We start from the raw sequence: 21,227 nt of genomic DNA on the forward strand, positions 1-21,227 counted from the left end.
GGTGGGTCGCGGCCCCGAGGGGGTGGTTGGCCGTCACGGCCCGAGGGTCACTCGGTGGCGATGGCGTTCAGCACGTTCATCCGGCCGGCGCGGAAGGCCGGCAGCAGGGCGGCCAGCAGGCCGACCACCGCGGAGCCGATGAAGACGCCGATGATGGTGCCCCACGGGATCTCCAGCACCGGCATGCCCTCCAGCGCCAGCAGCTGCTGGCCGGCCGCGCCCCAGGCGAGGCCGAGGCCGAGGCCGAGGAGCGCGCCGAAGAGGGCGATCACCACGGATTCCAGGCGGATCATCCGGCGCAGCTGGCGGCGGGAGAGGCCGATGGCCCGCATCAGGCCGATCTCCCGGGTGCGTTCCACCACGGACAGCGCCAGGGTGTTCACCACGCCCAACACGGCCACGATGATCGCCAGCGCCAGCAGCCCGTAGACCATGTTGAGCAGCATGCCCACCTGGCCCTCCACCAGCTCCTTGAACTCGGCCTGGTCGTGGATCTCGATCTGCGGGTATGCCTCGACGGCCGTCTCCAGAGCGGCGCGCGCGGCCTCCTCCTGCCCGTCCACGGCGCTGATGTAGAGGGTGAACGGGAGTGGGACCTCGTGGGCGTACTCCGTCAGCGTCTCCTGGCCGAAGTGCCAGCCGCCGGAGAGCAGTTCGCCGTCGCTGATGATCGCCGCCACCGTCAGCGTGGCCTCGCCGCCGCGGTCGAAGGCGACCTGCAGCTCGTCGCCGAGGGCGATGCCCTGCTCCTCGGCGTCCCCCTCGCTCACGGCGATGGAGCCGGGCGCGAAGGCCGCGGGGATGTCGCCCTCCACGGCCTCCATGGTCACATCGCGGGAGAAGGACTCCGGGACAGCCGCCGCGTCGACCTCAAGGGACCCGCCGGACGGCAGCGTCACATCGAGCTCGATCACTCGGTACTCGCTGATGTGCTCCAGCCCCGGAACGTTCTCGATGGCGTCCGTCACCTCGGGCACGATCTCGCTGAACGTGGAGGTGGAGACGATGTAGTCGGCGCCGAGCGAGGAGTCGATCTGGTCGCGGGCCGAGGCGACCATGGAGGAGCCGATCACCGAGAGGCCGGCGACCAGCGCGAGGCCGATCATCAGCGCCGAGGCGGTGGCGCCGGTGCGGCGCGGGTTGCGCAGCGCGTTGCGTTCGGCGAGCCGGCCGACCGGGCCGAAGCCGCGCAGCAGCACGGTGCTCATGCCCCGCACCACCAGGCCGACCAGCGACGGTCCGACGATGACCAGGCCGACCAGGCTGAACAGCACGCCCAGGCCCAGGAAGCCGCCGCCGTCGGACGCCTTGTCCACCGTGCCGGTGAGCGCCAGGAAGCCGAGGCCGGCCACCGTCAGCACGCCGCCCAGCAGGGCACGCACCCGGCCGGCGCGGACGTCGCCCGGCATGCCGGCGTCGCGGAGCGCGGCCATCGGGCTGATCCTGGCCGCCCTGCGGGCCGGTATGTAGGCGGCGATCAGGGTGACCAGGATGCCCAGGATCACACCGATGATCGGCACCGAGGGGTCGATGGTGAGATCGTCCGTGCTCAGCTTCATGCCGATCGCGCTCATCAGCGACATCAGCCCGACGGCGAGCCCGATGCCGACGCCGAAGCCGATCAGCGAGGCGACCGTGCCGAGCAGCAGGGCCTCGATCAGCACGGAGCGGTTGACCTGGCGGCGGCTGGTGCCGATGGCGCGCATCAGGCCGATCTCGCGGGTGCGCTGGGCGACCAGCATCGAGAAGGTGTTGACGATCAGGAAGATCCCGACGAGCAGCGCGATGCCGGCGAAGCCGAGCAGCACGTACTCGAAGATCGACAGCGCCTCGCCGATCGCGTCCTTGTTCTCCTCGACATACTCCTCGGCGGTCTGGATCTTGTAGGTGTCGTCGCCGAGCAGGGCCGTGACGCTGGCCTTCAGCTCCTCGTCGGTGACGGAGCCGTCGGAGTCCACATAGATGTTGGTCAGGTCCTGGTCGCCGCCGAGCAGGTACTCGCGGGCGCTGGGCGTGTCCAAGTAGAGCAGCGCGGCACCGGGGTTGGTGGTGTCGAACTTGGCGATGCCGCTGACGGTCAGCGGGAAGTCGCCGAAGGCGCTGAGCAGCCGCAGCGGATCGCCGACGGCGAGGTCAGCCGAGTCGGCGGTGTCCGCGTCGACCATCACCTGGTCGGGGCCCTCGGGCGGCGCGCCGTCGGTGACGGTCATCATCCGCTCGTCGATCACGCTCCAGTTGGAGGTGATGGTCGGGGCGCCGCCACTCGGGCTGATGCTCTCGTTGTCCTGGTCGATCGCGATCGCGGACAGCGAGACGATCGAGCCGTTGACATGCTCGACGCCCGGCAGCTCGCCCAGTTGCTCCTGCAGCTCACCGGGGATGGTGTCCGGCTTGCCGGTGCCGGTGCCCGGGGCGGCGAACTCGTCGGCGTCCGCGTGGCTGACGGCCACGTTGGACGCGCTGACGTCGAAGAGCTTGGAGAACGTGTTGTTCATGGTGGCCGTGAAGACCAGGGTGCCGCAGACAAAGGCGACGGAGAGGATGATGGCCGTGGCCGAGAGGACCATGCGCCATTTGTGGGCATAGAAGCTGCGCAGTGAGGTTTTGAGGACGGTCACGAGGTGCGTCCTTGTCCGTCGAAGTTGCGCATGCGGTCCAGGACGCGGTCGGCCGTGGGGTCGCGCATCTCGTCGACGACGCGGCCGTCGGCGAGGAAGATGATGCGGTTGGCGTAGGCGGCGGCGACGGGGTCGTGGGTGACCATGACGATGGTCTGGCCGAGGTCGTCGACGGAGCGGCGCAGGAAGTCGAGGACTTCGGCGCCGGCGCGGGAGTCGAGGTTTCCGGTGGGTTCGTCGCCGAAGATGATGTCGGGGCGGGCGGCCAGGGCGCGGGCGACGGCGACGCGCTGCTGCTGTCCGCCGGAGAGCTGGTTGGGGCGGTGCTTGAGGCGTTCGCCCAGGCCCACGGTGGCCACCACACGGTCCAGCCACTCACGGTCGGGCTTGCGGCCGGCGATGTCCATCGGGAGCGTGATGTTCTCGATGGCGTTGAGCGTGGGCAGCAGGTTGAACGCCTGGAAGATGAACCCGATGTGGTCCCGCCGCAGCTGGGTCAGCTTCTTGTCCTTCAGACCGGTGACCTCGCTCTCCCCGATCCATATCCGCCCGCTGGTCACGGTGTCCAGACCGGCCAGACAGTGCATCAACGTCGACTTGCCCGACCCCGAAGGGCCCATGATCGCCGTGAACACCCCCCGCTCCACATCCACACTCACCCCATCCAACGCCGCAACCCGCGTCTCGCCCTCGCCGTAGGACTTGACAACGTTCTCAGCTCGCGCGGCCACGGCCGAGTGCCCTCCGCTGCCCCCGGTCGCAGGATTGACTACAGCCGTCGTCACGTGTTTCTCCTTGCTCTACGCGGATAACTCTCTGGTTCGTGCTTGACTTCCAATGAGACTAGTGACCGTCCCAACTCCGCTCCTCACCCCCCGGGATGAACTCCGGGTCAGTGAGAAGTGGCAGGGTCCCCCTAAGGGGACATCCAGGGGGCGTAGGGGACACGCAGTGCACGGCACCCGCCCTGTGGAACGCCGGCGGCGCGTTCGCCCCGGCGGCGGCGGGTCGAGGGCGTCGCCCCGTGCGGGAGATACGGATCCGACGGTGGTCAGGGTCGGCCACGCTGCATAAGATCGGGCCGCGTAAGATCGACCGACCCACTGGCTCGTCCACGGGAGTGCCCCCAGTGAAGCGCCGCACCTCCGCACTAGCGGTTTCCTCCGCAGCCCTGCTCGCCGCCGCCCCGCTGCTCACCGGCTGCTCCACCGATTCCCATCCGGGCGCCGCCGCCGTGGTGGGCGACGAACGCATCACCGTCTCCAGTGTGCAGGCCCAGGTGGAGACGGTCAGGGAGGCCCAGCGCGAGCAGCCGGACGCGGACCAACTCCTGGCGTCCAGCGCGGGGTTGACCCGGGCGATGGTGGACCATCTGGTGTACCAGGAGGTGCTGGAGCAGACCGCCGAGGCCTATGGCGTCGAGGTGAGCACCGCGCAGATCCAGCAGGAGCGCATCCGGACCGAGGCGGCGTTGGGCGGCGCCGACGAGCTTCGGCAGGCGGCGCTCCTGGGCACGGCCGATCTGCCGCCGCTCGCCGGGGACGAGCAGATCGACCAGGTGCTGCGCAGGCAGCTGCTCTTCCAGAGCATCGCCGTCCAACTGAACGCGCCGGCGGGCCCCGAGGGCGAGCAGCTGGTGTACGAGACGATGGCGGCCACGGCGGACGAGATCGGCGTCGAGGTCAATCCGCGCTACGGCAGCTGGAGCGCGGAGGCGGTGGGTCTCGCCGACGCCGACACCCCGTGGGTGCGCCCCTATGTCCCCGCCGAGGACGACGAGGCCCTGATCCCGATGCCGCCGGCCTGACGCCGGGCGCGCGGAACGGCGCGGTTAGTCTCGACGGATGACCGTTCGAGACCTCAACGGCGCCCCCGGCCGGATCGTTCTGCTGACCACCACCCATCGGGTGGCCCCCGGGCTGCTGTCCTGGCCGGCCTGGCAGGTGTTGCACGCGGCCGACTCGGTGGTGTGCGGCGACATCTCCCATCCCCAGGGCCCGTATCTGCGCGAGGCCGGGGTCGCGGTCTCGGACGGCGTGCCGGACGCGGCCGAGTTGGTCGCCGCGTGCGCCGGGGGCCGGACGGTGGTCGTGCTGGCCGGCGCCGAGGGCGAGCCTGAGCTGACCAACGAGCTGGCGGGAATGGCCGGTTCCGGACGGTTCAGAACGTTGCCCGAACTGGAGCTGCTGCCCGGTTCCTACGACCTGCCCGGCGCCCGACTTCTCGATCTGGTGCGGGTGATGGACGAGATCAGGGCCAACTGCCCCTGGTCCTCCGTCCAGACCAGCGCGGATCTGGCGCGCTACGGCCTGGAGGAGATCCATGAGCTGATCGAGGCCGTGGAGGCGGGCGATCCCGACGAGATCAGGGAGGAGTTGGGCGATGTCCTGCTCCAGGTGATCTTCCACGCGAGGATCGCCGCCGAGGCCCCGGACAAGCCCTTCGACATCGACGATGTCGCCGGCACCATCGTCGACAAGCTGCTCCGGCGCCATCCGCATGTCTTCGGGGACGCGCACGCGGCGACCCCGGAGGACGTCAAGGCGCTGTGGCTGGCCGCCAAGGCGACGGAGAAGCAACGTACCTCGCTGACCGAGGGAATCCCGCTTGGCCAGCCCGCGTTGGCCCTGGCCGGCAAGCTGACCGGCCGGGTCAGAACGGCGGGGCTGACGGTGCCGCTGCCCGGTAGCGAACCGGACGCCGGCCCCGGCGGCGGTGCCGACCAGGGGTTCGGCTACCGGCTGTTGGCGCTCGCCGCCGAGGCCGAGGCCGCCGGGGTCGATCCGGAGACCGCGCTGCGCGCCGCCGCCCGCGCCTACCGCGACGCGATCATCGCGGCCGGCGGCTGAAGAGCCTGAGGCGCGTGAGGCGCGTGAGGTGTCTGAAACGGCTGGGGCGGCGCCCCGCGAGCACCGGGGCCCGCCCCGGGAGAACACCTCAGGAGGGCTCCAGCCGATGCGGCAGGGTGCCGGTGAGCAGGGTGGCCAGACCGCTCAGCACATCGCGGCCCAGAAACCAGTCCCCGGTGTGGTCAATGCCATACAGCCGCGCCTCGCGGTCGATGGCCAACAGGGCCGTTCCGTTCAGCTCCTCGCCCAGCGGGCAGAGCCGGGTGCCCAGTGCATGCCCCAAGTCGCTGAGGGTGCGCACCCAGTGCACGCCGGCGAGCGGGTTGATCACCACCCCGTGCGGCGCCACGGCGATGCCGGGACCGGTCGGGCGCAGGGTGATCTCGCCCAGCTCGGCCCACGCCTCGAAGGCTGCCGGGAACAGCTGGTGCGCGTGCCCCTGCGGGGAACGGTGGCCGCTGAGCACGTCGGCCCAACGTTCGGCGCGGGCCGCGTGCGAGCGCCCCGGCGTCCACCCCGCGGCGACCAGCGCCTGGTCGACCGTGCCGATGGACCAGGGCGCGCCGGCCGCCGGCCCGCCCGCCGGGTCGACGCCGTCGCCGACGGCCGGATCGGGCCCCTGCGTTGGCACGCCGAGACGGGCCAGCAGCACGGCGCACGAGCGGCAGTGCGGGGCGTAGGCGCCGTGCAACGGGTCGCCGTCCTCACGGATATGGCGGGTGGTGATGCCCGCGCCCGCCAGTGCTTCTCTGGCCTCGTGGACATCGCGCGCGCCCGCCTCGGTGAGCAGCCGGGAGAGCAGCGCGGGCTCGGGGCAACGTCCGATGTGACGTTCCCGCTGGGCGGTGCCGAGTCCGGCGAGGATCTCGGCGACCACCGGATGTGGCTCGGGCGGCGGCGTGCTGCGGCTGGCGGTGCCGGTCAGCGGCTGGGCCCGGTCCGGAAGGGAGAGCGCGGCGGCGGTGGTCGGCAGGATGCCGTCGCGGCCGCGCGGCATCTCGGGAGGCGCCGGCCGACGGTCGCGATCCCGCTGACCGCCCGACGGCTGGCCGTGGATTTCCGATATCACGAGGACGATCGTGCCACCGACTGATGGAACCCATAGGCTGTGCCGCAACAGCGAGAGGCAACAGCAGGGGGCTTAACGCCATGACGACAGGTCGGCTCGGGCAACAGGCCGCGCCACCGAACAGGGCCTATGCCGGTCAGGTGGTGCAGTTTCCCGACCCGGTCCGCGCGGGCAGATATCCGCACGGTGTCCGGGTGGACGCACAGGGCTATCCCGACTTCTCGCGCTATGCCAGAGCGGCGGCCGAGATCGCCGAGCCGCCGGACGGTTTCGGCGTGGACGAACTGCGGCTGACGGACTACGTGTCGGCCAACGCCGCGCTGCACGCCTCGGGGCATCCGCTCTGGGCCGAGCTGCCCGCGGTCGCCACCCCGCACGGCTGGACCTGGCACCATGTGGCCAACTCGCGCCGCCTCGAACTGGTCCCGGTCGAGGTCAAGGTGCTGCTGCGGCACCACGGCGGGCTCGCCACCACCGCCGTCGACCAGCACAAGCGCGGCACCCGCCCGTTGACCGATCCCCGGCCGGCGCACTTCAAGCTGCCGAGCGGGCTGGCCGTCCCCGAGGACCGGCTGCGCGCCGCCGAGGAGAAGCTGGGCTACCAACTGCCGCCCGCCTACCGGGCGTTCCTCAAGGCCGCCGGCGGCTGCGCCCCGGTGGGCGTCGCGCTGGACGCCGAGTTGGGCCTGCTGGTCGACCAGCCGTTCTTCACGCTCCGCGAGGAGGCCGCGGTCAACGACCTCGTCTATATCAACAAGTGCCTGCGCGACCACCTCACCAAGGACTATCTGGCGGTGGCCTTCGTCCAGGGCGGCATCGTGGCGGTGCGGGTGCGCGGCGAGGGCACGGGTTCCGTCTGGCTCTGCCCGGTGGACGACGCGCGGGACCGGGACGGCCTCGCCGTCACCGAGCGGGTCGCCGAACTGCTGCTGCCCTGCGGCGAGGACTTCGACGACTTCCTGCGCCGGCTGGCCGGCTCCCCGGCGGAGCTGGAGACCGTGGCGGATCTGATGGTGGACGGCGGTTTCGCCACCGTCGTCCCGGCTGAGGGGTGAGCGCGTTGGTGACGTTCGCGCAGGCACAGGAGCGCGCCGAGCGCTGGGTGAACAGCGACGGGACGCCGGGGCACACGGCCCGGGTGCGCGAGTTCGACCTGGGCTTCGTCGCCTGGGCCGAGGACGCCTCCGGCGGACCGGCCGGCGGCGGCCGGCTGGTGATCGCCCGCGACAGCGGCGAGGCCACCTACTGGCCGGCGCTCGATGTGACGGAGATCATCCGGCGGTACGAGGAGCAGTACGGCGTTTCGACCGATCCGGCGCCCGCCCCCGAGCCGCCGAGGTCCATCGACCTGGAGGCCACCTCCTTTCTGCTGACCCCGCCCGAGTGGCTGCAGGAGGCCGCCGACAAGGCCGGCATCCCGGACAACAGGCGGGCTGCCGAGGCGCCGTCCCCGCCGCCGCCGTCCTCCGAGCCGTTCTCGCTGGGGAAGCCGGCGGCCGAACGGCCGGCGGCGCCCGACCCGTTCGCCCCGTTCGAACCGCCGGCACCGGTACCGGCCGCTGCCGCCGCCACCCCGACGCCGACCCCGGCGCCGGGCGCCGACCCGTGGGCCGCGGCCGATGTGACGCCGGGGGCCGGCCAGTCGGGCCCGGAGGACTTCCACCGGGTCGACACGGCCGACATGCCCGACAAGGTCGTCAAGAAGGAGACGCCTGCGAGCGCCTCCCCCTGGGCCGGCACCGACACCTCGGGCAGCGCCGAGGAGGCGGAGGCGATGGCCCCGCCGGCCACCGTGTTCTCCGCGCCGCTGACCAACGCGGACGGGCAGCGGCTCGCCCCCGGCCCCGCCTCGTCCGAGGCCAGGACCACCGTGCTGCCGCAGGGCAGCGCGCTGCCCCAGACGGCGGTGCAGCCGCCGCCCGGTGGCCTGCAGCCGCCGGGCCTCGGAAGCCCGCCCCCCGGGACGCCCGTCGGCCCGCCGCCGGCGCCGCCGGGCGTGCCGGGCACGCCCCCGCCGCCTGGCGCGGCGCGGATCGCCGCCGAGGACACCCACAAGACGCATATCGGCGGGCCCGGCGGCCCGCCCAGGGCCGGCGGCCCCGGGATGCCGGTGCCGCCCCCGCCGTCGGCGCCCGGCGCGCCTCGCGGCGCCCGCCCCCGGGCGGACGAGCAGACCGCCGGCGAGGAAGTCGCCTATGTCCCCACCCAGATGGTGGACCCGGACGTGGTGGCCTCGCTGCGCGAACAGGCCGGCGGCGGCACACCGCCGCCCCCGGGACCGGCCGGCGCGCCCGTCGGCCCACCGCCGCCCCCTGGCCCCGGCGGCCCGTCGCCCCTGCCAGGACAGGGACCGTTGCCAGGACAGGGACCTCTGCCGGGCCAAGGGCCGTTGCCGGGGCAGGGTCAGGGGCCGCACCATCCCGTCGGCGCCCAGCCGCCGCCCGCCTACGGCTATCCGCAGGAGGCACGTCCGGTCGTCGGCTCCGGCTATATGGCGGTGCTGCGCTATCGCGCGCCCGACGGCTCCGAGCAGCAGCTCATCCGCCGCTCGGCCCCCGGCATGCCGCATCCCGAGTGGCAGATCCTGCACGAGCTGCTGGCCATGCAGGTGCCGGCGCAGCAGGTGATCGAGCTCCACACCGAGCTGCAGTCCTGTGAACTGCCCGGCGGCTACTGCGCCCGGATGATCCGCGAGACCTGGCCACAGGTGCGGATCACCAACACCGCCGCCTATGGCACCGACTACGCGTCCCGCCAGGCGGGGGTGCGTCATCTGGTCGAACACCAGGACGAGTTGCAGCAGTTCGCCGACGGGCCCCCGCGTTCCGCCCCGGTGCGGGCCCCGCTGCCGCAGCAGCCGCCGGCGCCGGCCGTGGGGCTCGACGTGATCGGGCAGGAGCTGGCCGAGGCGTTCGGGCCGCAGCTGGTGTTCCGCTACGAGCCGAGGTTCGCGTCCCGGCAGGGGGTGCCCGAGGTGGTGGCGCAGACCCTCGCCTGGAGCGGGCTGCCGATGGAGATCGCGCCGTTCTTCTGGGCCAGGGCCCAGCCGGGGATGCCGATCCCCACGCTGGCCGAGGTGGCGATGGAGCACGGGGTGCAGCCGGCGCCCGACGCCGGTTCCTACCTGGTGGTGGGCAGCGACTTCGGGCGGCAGCTGTGCGTGCAGTACGGCACCGCGCATATCGTGGCCGTGCCGCTGGAGGCCGGGCCCGGCGGGCAGGGCGCGCCGCCGCAGTTCGTCAACGCCTCGCTGCCGCAGTTCGCGCGTTCCATGGCGCTGCTGGGCCGGATGTGGCGGCTCCGCTACGGGCTCACGCCGGAACAGGCCGGCCGCTGGACCACGGACTTCCAGGCGCAGCTCGCCTCGCTCGACCCGATGGCCGTGTCCGATCCGGAGAGCTGGTGGTCCGTTCTGCTGGAACAGATGTGGGACGGTCTGCTGTAGTTCGGATGTCCCCGCCGCTGATGGGGGATCATCTTGGCTATGACGGGTTTCCGCACGGCACGGGGGCGGGGCTACTCGCCACAGCAGGTGGACCGCGTCCTGGCCATGTTGGGCCGGGAGCGCGACGAGGCGTGGCGCAGGCTGGCCGAGGTGGGGCTGCGCGCCGATCGGCTGGCGGAGCGGGCCGCCGCGCTGCGCGCCGAGGTCGCCGCGCTGCCCGAGCCTGACTTCTCCTCCCTGGGTGAACGCGCCGAGCTGCTGCTGGCCGAGGTGGTCGCCGAGGCCGACGGGGTGCGCGAGATGGCCGAGGCCGACGCCGAGGCGCTGCTGCGCGGCGCCGAGGAGTCCAGCCGGGCGCTGCGGGACCGGGCGGCGCGCGAGGCCGCCCAGGTGCGGGTGGCCGCGGCGGCTGAGGCCGAACGGGCGCTGGCCCAGGCGGAGGCCGAGGGCCGGGAGCTGCTGGAGCGGGAGCGCGCCAGGGCGGCCAGGGTGCGCGCCACCGCGGATGCCGCGCTGGCCGATGTCGCCCGGCACGCGGAGGCGCTGCTGGCCGAGCAGCGGTCCAAGGCCAGGGCCAGCGGCCGGCTGGCCGAGGAGCGGATGGCCGCCAGGAGCGCGTCGGTCGAGGCGCGGGTGCGGCAGCTGACGGAGCGCGCCGACGCGGTCTGGGAGCAGGCCAGGCGCGAGCTGGCGGAGGCCGAGGGCGCCGTCAGGGCGCGCAACGAGGCGGCGGAGTCGCGGCGCGCCGAGCTGCTGGCCGACGCCGAGGCGCGCCGGCTGCGGATCGAGCAGGACGCGGAACGGCTGCTGCGGATCCAGGAGGAGCGGGCCGACCAGGTGCGGGCCTATATGTCGCATCTGCGCACCACGCTGGCCGCGCTGACCGGGCGCGCCCCGCGCCAGCCGGCGGTGCGGCCGATGGGCGAGCCGGGCGGGGAGGGCGCCGAGCCCCACCGGGGCTGACTCGGGGGCCGGCCGGCGGCGCGTGGGTATCCTGCGGATCATCCCCCCGTAACCGCAGACCTAAGGACGCGATCTTCGTGAGTTCCAACCGTCCGGCAGCCATCATCGTTCTCGCAGCGGGTGAGGGGACCCGCATGAAGTCGGCGACGCCCAAGGTGCTGCACGAGCTGTGCGGCCGCTCCATGGTCGGCCATGTGGTCACGGCGGCCGGGGAGTTGGCGCCCGAACGGCTGGTGGTCGTGGTCGGCCACGGCCGGGAGCAGGTGACGGACCACCTGGCGCGGCTGGACGCCAAGGTGCACACCGCCGTGCAGCACGAGCGGCGGGGCACCGCGCACGCGGTGCGCACCGCGCTGCACGCGCTGGCCGCCGAGGGCGGGGAGCCCACCGGCACGGTGCTGGTCACCTGCGGCGACACCCCGCTGCAGACGGCGGCGACGCTGGGCGCGTTGGCGGAGCGGCACACCGCCGAGGGCAACGCGGTGACGGTGCTCACCATGGAGCTGCCGGACGCCACCGGCTACGGCCGGGTGGTGCGGGAGCCGGACGGCTCGGTGGCCGAGATCGTGGAGCACAAGGACGCGTCCGCCGGAACGCTGGCGATCCGCGAGGTCAGCTCGGGCGTCTTCGCCTTCGACGGCCGGCTGCTGGCCGAGGCGCTGACGAAGGTGGGCACCGACAACAGCCAGGGCGAGGAGTACCTGCCGGATGTGCTGCGCATCCTGCGCGCCGAGGGGCACCGCGTCGGCGCCGAGCTGGCGGCCGACCCCAGGGAGCTGGTCGGCATCAACAACCGGGTCCAACTGGCCCAGGCCCGCCGGCTGTTGAACGACCGCCTGGTCGAGCGCGCGATGCTCGCCGGGGTGACGGTGGTGGATCCGGCGACCACCTGGATCGACGCCACGGTCACCTTCGAGCCGGACGCGCTGGTCCAGCCGGGCTGCCAGCTGCTGGGCGCCACCCATGTGGCGGCCTTCGCCGAGGTGGGCCCGGGGTCCCGGCTGAAGGACACCACGGTGGGCGAGGGCGCGCTGGTGGTCCACACCGTCGCCGACACGGCGGTGATCGGCACCGGCGCCAAAGTCGGCCCCTACTCCTATCTCCGTCCGGGCACCCTGCTGGGCACCGACGCCAAGATCGGTGGCTTTGTCGAGGTGAAGAACTCCACGATCGGTACCGGAACCAAAGTCCCGCATCTCTCCTATGTGGGCGACGCCACCATCGGCGACCACACCAACATCGGCGCCGCCACCGTGGTGGTGAACTACGACGGCGAGGCCAAACACCGCACCACCATCGGTTCGCACTGCCGAACGGGAGCGGACAATACGTTTGTGGCCCCGGTCACTGTCGAGGACGGGAGTTACACCGCCGCCGGTTCGGTGATCACGCTCGACGTTCCTCCGGGGTCACTCGGCGTAGCCCGTGGTCGGCAGCGAAATGTGCCCGGCTGGGTCACGCGAAAGCGGCCGGGATCGGCCCCGGCCGAGGCCGCCGAAGCGGCTCTAGCTGCGGCGGAGCGCGAGGAGGATAACGCCTGACGGGTTCGCGCCGGCCGGACCACGGCGTACCGTAGGAGAGCCCCTTTGGGGTGAACGAGCGCCGACCGCGGATTCCAAGGAGACGTACTGTGACCGGGATCAAGACGACCGGTGAGAAGAAACTCATGCTCTTCTCCGGCCGCGCCCACCCCGAGCTGGCGAAGGAGGTCGCCGCCGAATTGGGCGTGGGACTGGTCCCGACCAAGGCTCAGGACTTTGCCAACGGCGAGATCTATGTGCGTTTCCAGGAGTCCGTGCGGGGTGCCGACTGTTTTCTGATGCAGAGTCACACCGCGCCGATCAATAAATGGATCATGGAACAGCTGATCATGCTGGACGCGCTGAAGAGAGCGTCAGCGCGCAGTATCTCGGTGATCATTCCGTTCTATGGATATGCCAGGCAGGACAAGAAGCATCGTGGTAGGGAGCCGATCTCGGCCCGGCTGATGGCGGATCTGCTGAAGACGGCGGGTGCCGACCGGATCATCACGATGGACCTGCACGCGGACCAGGTCCAGGGGTACTTCGACGGCCCGGTCGACCACCTCTTCGCGCTGCCGGTGCTCACCAACTACATCGCCAGCCGGGTGGACCACGAGAAGCTGACGGTGGTCTCCCCCGACGCCGGCCGGGTCCGCGTCGCTGACCGCTGGGCGGACCGACTGGCCGCCCCGCTGGCCATCGTCCACAAGCGTCGGGACCCGGACGTGGCCAACCAGGTCACCGTCCACGAGGTGGTCGGCCATGTGCAGGACCGGGTCTGTGTGCTGGTCGACGACATGATCGACACCGGCGGCACGATCTGCGCGGCGGCGGACGCGCTCTTCGCCAACGGGGCCTCGGACGTCATCGTGGCCGCCACCCACGGGGTCCTCTCCGGACCGGCCACCGACCGGCTGAAGAACTCCCGGGTAAGCGAGTTCATCTTCACCAACTCCCTGCCCACGCCGAGCGAGGTCGACCTGGACAAGATCACGGTCCTGTCCATGGCCCCGACCATCGCCCGCGCGGTCCGCGAGGTCTTCGAGGACGGCTCCGTCACGAGCCTCTTCGAAGGCAACGCGTAGCCCGAGGCCGGGCTGGCCCCGGCGACGCCGCCCCCGGCCCTGACGGCCGGGGGCGGCCGAGTCCGGCCTCGGGACCCGGGGGCTATCCCCGACCGAACCCTTCGGGGGCTTGAAGCACAACGCACAACCGTCGGGAACCTCCTGGCTCTTCAGGACAGCAGTTCGGGACCGGCCGAACCCACCGGGTGTCCGAACGGCCCGGAGGACCGGGGCCCGGCACGAGAGCACGCTCTCGGGAAGACCCACCCCGCCGGGGCGAAGCGCCCGGCTACCGCCCGAACCGCACCCTCCGGATTCGAAGGGCCGAGGCGGCACTTCGGAAGACCCACCCCGCCGGGGCGGAGCCCCCGGTCGGGGGCCCGTGACACCGGCTCGCGCCCGACCGAACCCTCCGGGACCGGGGTCCGGCGCGAGGACACGGCTCTCGGGAAGACCCCACCCCGCCGGGGCGAAGCGCCCGGCTCGGGGCCCCGGCCCCGCAGGGGGCGTGGGGAGACAGCGGCCAGCCGAACCCTCCCGGCCACGACACCCCGGCACGAGGCACTGCTGCCGGGAACAGGCCCCCGGACGAAGACGCACTGGGCCGAAGGCCCAACACCCGGGGGTCGGGGTTCCCTTGGCACCGACCTCGCGCCCGACCGAACCCTCCCTCTTCGTAGCCCAACGCGGCACTTCGAAAGACCCCGCCCCGCCGGGGCGGAGCGCCCGGCTCGGGGGCCCCGGTCCCCTGGGGCGGGGCTTGGGTGGGCCCCGCAGGGTAAGGGCGTGGGTAGACTTGGGGGCGTTGCTCGGCGAGGGAGGCCCTGGGGGCCCATCCGTTATCGACGCGCTCTTTGTGCAGGCCCGCCCGGGCCGGGTGACCATCTGTGTTTTCGGTCACACCACAAGGAGTGCAGCCATGGCTGATGTGAAGATCACCGCCGAGCCGAGGACCGAGTTCGGTAAGGGCGCCTCGCGCCGTATCCGCGCCGCCGGCAAGGTTCCCGCCGTCATCTACGGGCACGGCGGCGACCCGGTGCATGTCGCGCTGCCGGGCCACGAGCTGATGATGGCGCTCAAGAACTCCAACGTCCTGATCACCCTGGACATCGAGGGCCGCGAGGAGCTGGTGATCCCCAAGGCCGTGCAGCGCGAGGCGATCCGCGGCTTCCTGGTCCACACCGACCTGCTGGTCGTGAAGCGCGGCGAGAAGGTCAACGTCGAGATCCGGATCATCACCGAGGGCGAGCTGGCCCCCGGCGGCGGTCTGCTGGAGCACGTGCAGAACACCCTGTCGGTCGAGGCCGAGGCCACCAACATCCCGGAGTCGGTCACCGTCTCCGTGGCCGGCCTCTCCGTGGGCGACTCGCTGCTGGCCAAGGACGTTCCGCTGCCCGCCGGCAGCACGCTGGCCGGGTCCCCCGACGATGTCATCGTCCAGGTGCTGCAGCCGCAGGCCGAGGAGCCGTCGGCCGAGGGCGGGGAGAGCACCGAAGGGGAAGCCAGCTGAAGCTCGGCGACCGTGGCCGGGCCCGGACGGGCCCGGCCGGTGGAAGGAACTGAGGCATGAACGACGCCGGCGCCGCGACGGCGCCCGACGGGCCGTGGCTGATCGTCGGTCTTGGCAACCCAGGCCCGAGCTATGCCGCGAACCGGCACAACGTCGGCTTCATGGTGGTGGATCTGCTGGCCGAACGGCTGGGCGGTGCCTTCAAAGCGCACCGGTCCAGGGCGATGGTGCTGGAGGGCCGGCTGGGCCCGCCCGGTGCCGGCGGGCCCCGGGTGGTGCTGGCCAAGCCCATGTCGTTCATGAACGTGTCGGGCGGCCCGACCGGCGCGCTCTGCGCGTTCTACCGGGTGCCGCCGTCCCGACTCGTCGTGGTGCACGACGAGTTGGACATCGGCTACGGGGTGCTGCGGCTGAAGCGCGGTGGTGGCGACAACGGCCACAACGGGCTGAAGTCGATCACCTCGGCGCTGGGCAGGGACTACTTCCGGGTCCGCTTCGGCGTGGGGCGTCCGCCCGGCCGGATGGATGTCGCGGCCTTTGTGCTGCGGGACTTCGCCACGGTGGAGCGGAAGGATCTCGACTACCACGTGGACCGTGCCGCCGATGCCACCGAGGCACTGGTCACCGAGGGCCTGGAGCGGGCGCAGAGCCGCTACAACGGCTGATGCCGGGACAACGGCTGATCGTCCCCCGGGCTTGACCCGGCGCGCGGCTTTGGCCAAAGATCAGCGCCATGCCCGCGACCCGGACCAGTCGACGCAGCCCCGCCCGCCGGGCCGGCGAGAGCGCGTTCGGCGCGCTTCTGCTGGGCCGACTGCTGGTGATGGGGCTGCTGGCCGTGCTGCTGCTGGTGGCCGGCGGCTGGGCGTCCTGGGACACCGGGCGCCATGTGCTGTTCTCCGACGCGGAGCGGGGCGAGGTCACGCTGCTCACCTGCGACCGGGAGGAGTGCGTCGGCCCGTTCCGGCCCACCGGCGAGCTGGTGGTGCTGGAACAGCGGCTGGCCAGGACCGAGGGCGAGACGCTGGATGTGGCGCTGGTCCCCGGCACGGACGAAGTGGTCCGTGCCGGGGTGGCCGGCGTGCTCTACGCGTTTCTGCCGCTGAGCGGCGCGCTGCTGCTCGCCGCCGTCGCGGTGGGCGGCGGGCTGCGGCTCTATCGCGCCGCCTGGGCGATGGCCGGCACCGCGTTCGCCGCCCTGCTCGCCACGTTCCTGCTGTGGATCTGAAGGACCGAACGGCCGGAACGCGCCCCCCGTCGCACCGGGTGCGACGGGGGGCGCGGTGGTTCAGCCGGTGTTGCGCAGCCCGGCGGCCACGCCGTTGACGGTCAGCAGCAGGGCGCGGGAGAGCAGTTGGTCGGGCTCCTCACCGCGCTTGGCCGCGGCGCGCTGCCGGTCCAGCAACGTGACCTGGAGGTAGGAGATCGGGTCCAGATAGGCGTCCCTGATGCGCAGCGTGCGCTGCAGCGCCGGGTCCGCGTCCAGCAGCTCCTGTTCGCCGGTGATCCGCAGCACCTCGGCGACGGTCCGCTCGTGCTCGGCCTGGATGGTGTCGAAGACATGCCGCAGCTCGTCCGGGACCAGCGTCTCCACATAGTGCCTGGCGATCCGCAGATCCGTCTTGGCCAGCGTCATCTCGACGTTGGAGAGGAAGTTGCGGAAGAAGTGCCAGTGCTGGAACGCCTCGGCCAGCACCTCGTCGAGGCCGGCCTCGCGGGCCGCCTTGAGGCCCGTGCCGACGCCGAACCAGCCGGGGACGATCTGCCGGGACTGCGTCCAGCCGAAGACCCACGGGATGGCGCGGAGCCCGTCGAGGCCCGCGCCGCTGTCCGGGCGGCGCGAGGGGCGCGAGCCCAGATGCAGCTCGGCGAGCTGGTCGACGGGGGTGGCGGCGAAGAAGTACGCCGGCAGGTCCGGGTCCTCGACCAGATCCCGGTAGGCGCCGTGCGCGGCCTCGGAGACGGTGTCCATCGCCGCGTCCCAGCGGGCCAGCGCCTGGCTGGACTGCCGGGGCGCGGTGTGCAGCGCCGACGCCTGGAGCGTCGCCGAGACGGTGAGTTCGAGGTTCTCCCTGGCGAGGGAGGGGACCAGGTACTTGTCGGAGATGACCTCGCCCTGCTCGGTGACCTTGATCTCGCCCTCCAGCGTGCCCCAGGGCTGCGCCAGGATCGCGTCGTGGGTGGGCCCGCCGCCCCGGCCGACCGTGCCGCCCCGGCCGTGGAAGAGCCGCAGCCGGACGCCGTGCCGGTGCGCGACATCGCGCAGTCGGCGCTGGGCGCGGTGGATCTCCCACTGCGAGGTGGTGATGCCGCCGAACTTCGAGGAGTCGCTGTAGCCGAGCATGACCTCCTGCACGTCGTCCCGCAGGGAGACCAGCCGCCGGTAGGAGGGGTCGGAGAGCATCGCGTCCAACAGCTCGTCGGCGATCCGCAGTTCGTCGGTGGTCTCCAGCAGCGGGACGATGCCGATCCTGGCCCAGCCGGCGTGCAGGTCCAGCAGCCCGGCCTCCCTGGCCAGCACGGCGGCGGCGAAGACGTCGTCGGCGCCCTGGCACATGGAGATGATGTAGGACTCGATCACCTCGGGCCCGAAGGCGTCCAGCGCCTTGCGCACCGTCTCGAAGACGCCCAGCGTCCGGGCGCCGGCGGCGTCCAGCGGGGCCGGGGTGGGGGCCAGCGGACGGCGGGAGCGCAGCTCCCTGGCGAGCAGCTTGCCCCGGTACTCACGCGGCATGTCGGCGTACCGCCAGGACTCCTCGCCGAGCCGGTCGAAGAGCTGGCCCAGCGCGTGGTGGTGGGCGTCCGCGTGCTCCCGCACGTCCATGGTGGCCAGCTGCAGGCCGAAGGCGGCGATGGTGCGCATCAGCCGCTCCACCCGGCCGCCGGCGATCAGCTCGCCCCGGTGCTCGCGCAGCGAGTCCCTGACCACGGCCAGGTCTGCGAGCAGATCGCCGGTGCCCAGATAGTCGCGGCCGGCGGTGTGCGGGTTGCCGGCGGCCAGCCGCTCCCTGGTGTTGAGGAGCTTCTGCCGGATGCAGGTGACCTTGAGCCGGTAGGGCTCCTCGGCGTTGAGCCGCTTGTAGCGCGGGGTGATCTCGGGCAGCAGCTCCAGATCCCGCCGCAGCGACTCCAACAGCTCCTCGCTGGCGCCTGAGTTGCGGATCGAGTTGGAGAGCGCGCTGCGCAGCTCGTCGATGTGCTCCAGGGCGCTGGAGATCCCGTGTTCGTGCTGGAGCAGCAGGACGTCCCAGGTGACGGACGGGGTGACGTTGGGGTTGCCGTCCCGGTCGCCGCCGATCCAGGTGCCGAACGTCAACGGACGGGCGTCGGACGGCAGTTCGACGCCGGCCCGGTCCAGCTCGGCGGAAAGGTCCTCCAGCAGGTCGCCGACCGCGCCGGCGTGCAGCTCGTCCAGGTAGTAGACGGCGTTCCTGGCCTCGTCGGTCGGCTCGGGCCTGGTGACGCGCAGTTCGTCGGTCTGCCAGATGAGGTCGATGTTCTCCGCGAGCCGCAGATCGACGCGGCGCCGGTCGCCGCCGTCCTCCGTCTCGGTGCGGTCCAACAGCTCGGCGATCCGGCGCAGCTTGGTCAGCACCGAGCGGCGGGCCGCCTCCGTGGGGTGCGCGGTGAAGACGGGGCGCACGCCCAGCGCGGCGACCGTCTCCCGCAGATGCGCCGGGTCGGCCTCCTTGAGCATGTCGGCGGTGCGGCTGAGCGCGCCGCCCTCGGCCGCGCGGCGCTCCCGCAGCTCGCGGCCGCGGTGCACCTGCTCGGTGACATTGGCCAGATGGAAGTAGATGGAGAAGGCGCGGACCAGCTTGGCCGCCGTGGTCAGATCGGTGGAGCCCAGCAGTTCGGCGGCGGCCTCCCCGTCGCTTCTGGTGAGCGCGCGGACCCGCTCCACCAGCTCCAGCAGCTCCGGGCTGTCCTGACGGACCAGGGTCTCCCCCAACAGGTCGCCCAATCGGCGGATATCGGCGCGGAGGGCACTACTGCTTTCCGGGGCGCCCTTGGCGTCCGGGATATCGGCGGCGCCAGTCCCCTGTGGCTGGCGGCTCTTGCTGTCGGGACTGCTCACGGGTGCGGCTCCTCGCAGCTGACTCTTCTGGCAGGTCGTGTGGGCACGTAGCGGACCGCGCTGTCCGACCGTCCCATGGTAGTGAGCCGCCCTTACCGGTTCTTCACCTCGCGGTGACTTCCCCAGCACGTGCCTTGTCCCACCCGGTGAACCGCGCTACCTACGTCTCCGTAGGTTACGGTCCCGTAGGTAGCGCGGAGCCCCGTGGCCGACGAGGCCTCCCACCGGGAGTGGGCCGTCGCTCCACGAGGCGTCTGCCGGCCCGGCGGCGCCCCCGTCCCCCCTTCCCAAAGCTCCCCGAGGAAAACGCTCATGAGCACCACCCCCCACCGGTCCCGCCCGCCGCGCGTCGTCGCGGCGCGCTCCCCCGAGCCGGCGTCCGCTCCACCGAGCGGTGAACAGCGCCGGCCAGGCGGTGAACGGCACAGTACGGTCGAACGGTTCGCCCTCGGCCTGTTCATCGTCGTGCCCTTTCTGGCGCTGCTGGCCGCCGTTCCGCTCGCCTGGGGCTGGGGGGTGAGCTGGCTGGATCTGGCGCTGTTGACGGTCTGCTACTTCGTCACCTGCCACGGCATCACGGTCGGCTTCCACCGGCACTTCACCCATGGGGCGTTCAAGGCCGGCCGGCGGACGCGGATCGCCCTGGCCGTCGCCGGCTCGATGGCCCTGGAGGGGCCGCTGGTGCGGTGGGTCGCCGACCACCGCAGGCACCACCGGCACTCGGACGCGCCAGGCGATCCGCACTCCCCCTGGCGCTACGGCGAGTCCGTGCCCGCGCTGCTGAAGGGCCTGTGGTGGGCGCATACCGGCTGGATGTTCGACGCCGAGCGGACCTGCGCCAGGACCTATGCGCCCGATCTGCTCGACGATCCGGTGCTGAGCCGGATCTCCCGCCGGTTCGGGCTGTGGGCGACGGTGTCGCTGACGACGCCGGCGCTGGTCGGAGGGCTCGCGACCTGGTCCTGGCAGGGCGCGCTGACGGCCTTCTTCTGGGGCTCGCTGGTGCGCGTCGCGCTGCTGCACCATGTGACCTGGTCCATCAACTCCCTCTGCCACGCCGTCGGCAAGCGGCCCTTCAGGTCCCGCGACCGCTCGGCGAACGTCTGGTGGCTGGCGGTGCTGTCCTGCGGCGAGTCCTGGCACAACCTGCACCACGCCGACCCCACCTGCGCGCGGCACGGCGTCGACCGCCTGCAGTTGGACTCCAGCGCGCGGCTGATCCGGCTGCTGGAACTGGCCGGCTGGGTATGGGACGTGCGCTGGCCCCGGGGCTCCCGGCTGGACGCCCGACGGGTCCCGCCGACGGGTGCGGGGACCGGCCCGCGAAACCGGCGGGAAGGCGAACCGGTCGAGACGGCATGATGGGTGCGTGGCGACCGAAAACAACACCAGCGACAGCGGCAAAGATCGGCCGGCTCGCGCCAATCGGCGGGCCCGCAGACGGATGACCGGTACGGAACGTCGGGAGCAGTTGCTGGACATCGGACGCACCCTCTTCGCCGAGCGCGGCTTCGAGGGCACCTCGGTGGAGGAGATCGCGGCCAAGGCCGGGGTCTCCAAGCCGGTGGTCTACGAGCACTTCGGCGGCAAGGAGGGCCTTTACGCCGTGGTGGTCGACCGTGAGATGAGCCGGCTGCTGTCCATGGTGACGGGCGCGCTGACCGCGGGGCACCCCCGCGAGCTGCTGGAGCAGGCGGCGTTCGCGCTGCTCGACTACATCGAGCGGTACACCGACGGCTTCCACATCTTGGTGCGGGACTCCCCGGTGGCGCAGTCGACGGGGACCTTCGCGTCACTGATCGGGGATATCGCCACCCAGGTCGAGGACATCCTCGGCCTGGAGTTCAAGAGCCGGGGCTATGACGCCAAGTTGGCGCCGATGTACGCCCAGGCGCTGGTGGGCATGGTGGCGTTGACCGGGCAGTGGTGGCTCAATGTGCGCAAGCCGAAGAAGGCCGAGGTGGCGGCGCATCTGGTGAATCTGGCCTGGCACGGGCTGCAGGGGCTGGAGCACCACCCGAAGCTGGTGGGCCGCCGCCGGGTGTGACCCGGCGGCGGCCCTGAGCAGGCCCTCGGCCCCCCGACCGGAGCTGACTGATCCGGTCGGA

At 72.3% G+C, this 21,227-nt stretch carries 16 protein-coding genes; 12 read left to right on the forward strand and 4 right to left on the reverse strand.

Features of this window, described 5'->3' with window-relative positions; translation table 11 throughout:
* Positions 1-47 precede the first annotated feature (47 nt).
* Both AOM46_RS27880 and AOM46_RS27885 read right to left on the reverse strand, forming a co-directional pair.
* Entirely contained in the window at positions 48-2,618 is a 2,571-nt protein-coding gene (locus tag AOM46_RS27880; RefSeq protein WP_062216461.1) for an ABC transporter permease, read from the reverse strand.
* On the reverse strand, positions 2,615-3,403 hold the full coding sequence (locus AOM46_RS27885; RefSeq protein WP_067226647.1) for an ABC transporter ATP-binding protein: 789 nt from the start codon (positions 3,401-3,403) through the stop codon (positions 2,615-2,617). The genes AOM46_RS27880 and AOM46_RS27885 overlap by 4 nt, the downstream gene beginning before the upstream one ends.
* Before the next feature lie 344 nt (positions 3,404-3,747).
* Here AOM46_RS27885 and AOM46_RS27890 point away from each other — a divergent pair, with 344 nt between their 5' ends.
* On the forward strand, positions 3,748-4,425 hold the full coding sequence (locus tag AOM46_RS27890; protein ID WP_062216464.1) for a SurA N-terminal domain-containing protein: 678 nt from the start codon (positions 3,748-3,750) through the stop codon (positions 4,423-4,425).
* A 37-nt stretch (positions 4,426-4,462) separates the two neighbouring features.
* Complete coding sequence (locus AOM46_RS27895; RefSeq protein WP_062216466.1) at positions 4,463-5,467, forward strand: nucleoside triphosphate pyrophosphohydrolase; 1,005 nt, start codon at positions 4,463-4,465, stop codon at positions 5,465-5,467.
* 88 nt (positions 5,468-5,555) lie between these two features.
* On the opposite strand, the gene AOM46_RS32605 is transcribed toward AOM46_RS27895, so the two are convergent.
* On the reverse strand, positions 5,556-6,536 hold the full coding sequence (locus tag AOM46_RS32605) for an SUKH-3 domain-containing protein (protein ID WP_158920721.1): 981 nt from the start codon (positions 6,534-6,536) through the stop codon (positions 5,556-5,558).
* An 80-nt stretch (positions 6,537-6,616) separates the two neighbouring features.
* On the opposite strand from AOM46_RS32605, the gene AOM46_RS27905 reads away from it, so the two are divergent.
* From AOM46_RS27905 to AOM46_RS27940, 8 genes are all read left to right on the forward strand, one after another.
* Positions 6,617-7,591, forward strand: a complete 975-nt coding sequence (locus tag AOM46_RS27905; protein ID WP_062216469.1) for an SMI1/KNR4 family protein — start codon at positions 6,617-6,619, stop codon at positions 7,589-7,591.
* A gap of 5 nt (positions 7,592-7,596) precedes the next feature.
* On the forward strand, positions 7,597-9,981 hold the full coding sequence (locus AOM46_RS27910) for an SUKH-4 family immunity protein (RefSeq protein ID WP_062216781.1): 2,385 nt from the start codon (positions 7,597-7,599) through the stop codon (positions 9,979-9,981).
* Positions 9,982-10,020: 39 nt separating this feature from the next.
* Positions 10,021-10,944 (forward strand): hypothetical protein, encoded by a 924-nt coding sequence (locus AOM46_RS27915; protein WP_062216471.1) that lies wholly within the window; start codon positions 10,021-10,023, stop codon positions 10,942-10,944.
* A 77-nt stretch (positions 10,945-11,021) separates the two neighbouring features.
* Positions 11,022-12,485: a bifunctional UDP-N-acetylglucosamine diphosphorylase/glucosamine-1-phosphate N-acetyltransferase GlmU gene (glmU, locus tag AOM46_RS27920; protein ID WP_078857254.1), complete on the forward strand. Its 1,464-nt coding sequence runs from the start codon at positions 11,022-11,024 to the stop codon at positions 12,483-12,485.
* Between the two features lie 89 nt (positions 12,486-12,574).
* Positions 12,575-13,552 carry a ribose-phosphate diphosphokinase gene (locus tag AOM46_RS27925; RefSeq protein ID WP_062216476.1) on the forward strand — a complete coding sequence of 326 codons (978 nt, stop codon included), beginning with the start codon at positions 12,575-12,577 and terminating at the stop codon, positions 13,550-13,552.
* A gap of 898 nt (positions 13,553-14,450) precedes the next feature.
* Entirely contained in the window at positions 14,451-15,041 is a 591-nt protein-coding gene (locus AOM46_RS27930; protein WP_062216478.1) for a 50S ribosomal protein L25/general stress protein Ctc, read from the forward strand.
* Between the two features lie 56 nt (positions 15,042-15,097).
* Positions 15,098-15,706: an aminoacyl-tRNA hydrolase gene (pth, locus tag AOM46_RS27935; protein ID WP_062216480.1), complete on the forward strand. Its 609-nt coding sequence runs from the start codon at positions 15,098-15,100 to the stop codon at positions 15,704-15,706.
* Between the two features lie 68 nt (positions 15,707-15,774).
* Positions 15,775-16,269 carry a hypothetical protein gene (locus tag AOM46_RS27940; protein WP_062216482.1) on the forward strand — a complete coding sequence of 165 codons (495 nt, stop codon included), beginning with the start codon at positions 15,775-15,777 and terminating at the stop codon, positions 16,267-16,269.
* Positions 16,270-16,329: 60 nt separating this feature from the next.
* Here the strand turns inward: AOM46_RS27940 and ppc are convergent, their stop codons facing one another.
* Positions 16,330-19,065 (reverse strand): phosphoenolpyruvate carboxylase, encoded by a 2,736-nt coding sequence (gene ppc, locus AOM46_RS27945; RefSeq protein ID WP_062216784.1) that lies wholly within the window; start codon positions 19,063-19,065, stop codon positions 16,330-16,332.
* Between the two features lie 366 nt (positions 19,066-19,431).
* Here ppc and AOM46_RS27950 point away from each other — a divergent pair, with 366 nt between their 5' ends.
* Positions 19,432-20,481, forward strand: a complete 1,050-nt coding sequence (locus tag AOM46_RS27950) for an acyl-CoA desaturase (protein WP_062216484.1) — start codon at positions 19,432-19,434, stop codon at positions 20,479-20,481.
* A gap of 7 nt (positions 20,482-20,488) precedes the next feature.
* Positions 20,489-21,166, forward strand: coding sequence for a TetR/AcrR family transcriptional regulator (locus tag AOM46_RS27955; protein WP_158920723.1), 678 nt, complete (start codon positions 20,489-20,491; stop codon positions 21,164-21,166).
* Positions 21,167-21,227: the final 61 nt, after the last annotated feature.

The sequence above is a fragment of the Streptomyces sp. NBRC 109706 genome (assembly GCF_000974485.1).
Lineage (GTDB): Bacteria > Actinomycetota > Actinomycetes > Streptomycetales > Streptomycetaceae > Streptomyces.